1 protein-coding gene is annotated in these 1337 nt (G+C 55.0%); it reads left to right on the top strand.

Features of this window, described 5'->3' with window-relative positions:
* Positions 1-92: 92 nt before the first annotated feature.
* Positions 93-1300, top strand: a protein-coding gene (locus C5687_RS24200; RefSeq protein ID WP_087776852.1) for an IS3 family transposase whose coding sequence is annotated in 2 segments (ribosomal slippage) — positions 93-414 and positions 414-1300 — 1209 coding nt in all. Because the reading frame shifts where the segments join, the coding sequence is not laid out codon by codon here.
* Positions 1301-1337 lie beyond the last annotated feature (37 nt).

The following is a 1337-nucleotide window of genomic DNA, read 5'->3' as shown; positions in this document are numbered from 1 at the left end:
CTGATGTAGCCCCCTGAAACACCGGACAGTAGCTGTATCTCCAGATAAGAGATAGGCTTGAATATATGTCTAACACTAACGCCAATTTTGAGATGACCGGGATCCTGTTAGGGCAAGAAGCCCGTAAACGTAAAACTCCTCAGGAGAAGATCGCCATTATCCAGCAGACGATGGAGCCGGGCATGAATGTCTCCCATGTCGCCCGCCTGCATGGTATCCAGCCCAGCCTGCTGTTTAAGTGGAAGAAGCAATATCAGGAAGGCAGCCTCACCGCCGTTGCGGCCGGAGAGGAAGTCGTTCCTGCTTCTGAGCTTACTGCTGCTCTGAAGCAGGTCCGGGAACTTCAGCGCCTTCTGGGCAAGAAGACGATGGAAGTTGAGATCCTGAAAGAAGCCGTGGAGTACGGCCAGTCGCGAAAATGGATAGCGCACGCGCCCTTGTTGCCAAAGGACGGGGAATAGCCCTGGTCAGCCGCACCATGGGCGTGTCGCGTGCGCAGCTGTCACTGCGGATTAACCGTTCTGCCGACTGGCAGGACAAGCGCTGTAACCGGCGTAATGACGAAGCAGACGAAGAAATACTGTCGGCTATCCTCGACATCATCAGCGATATGCCGAGTTATGGTTATCGACGCGTGTGGGGCATCCTGCGCAAGCAACGTCGCACAGAGGGACAGCCACCTGTGAACGCCAAACGGCTTTACAGGATAATGAGCGAGCATAACCTGTTGTTGTTGCATGACAAACCAGAGCGACCGAAGCGTGAACATAAGGGCAAGATAGCGGTGGCAGAAAGCGATATGCGCTGGTGTTCAGATGGCTTCGAGTTCGGCTGCGACAACGGCGAAAAACTGCGGGTAACGTTCGCGCTGGACTGCTGCGACCGTGAGGCCATAGACTGGGCAGCAAGCACGGGAGGCTATGACAGTTCAACCGTGCAGGATGTGATGCTGAGGTCGGTGGAAAAGCGCTTCGGCGACAGGTTGCCCGATACAGCGGTGCAGTGGCTGACGGACAACGGTTCAGCGTATACCGCGTATGAAACGCGGAGGTTCGCGAGAGAGCTGAATCTGGAGCCCTGCACAACAGCGGTGAGCAGCCCGCAGAGTAATGGCATGGCCGAACGGTTCGTGAAAACGATGAAAGAAGACTATATCGCGTTCATGCCAAAACCGGATGTGAGAACAGCACTGCGAAACCTTGCAGTAGCGTTCACGCATTACAATGAAAACCACCCGCACAGCGCGCTGGGATATCACTCCCCGAGGGAATACCGGCGGCAGCGGACATCGTTAACTTAAGATACTAAAGCTGTTCGGAGATGGAGGGTCAAGATCA

Origin of the sequence: Enterobacter sichuanensis, assembly GCF_002939185.1 — a bacterium.
Lineage (GTDB): Bacteria > Pseudomonadota > Gammaproteobacteria > Enterobacterales > Enterobacteriaceae > Enterobacter > Enterobacter sichuanensis.
Note: the sequence above shows the minus strand (reverse complement) of the source record. Positions and strands in the feature narration are given on the sequence as shown.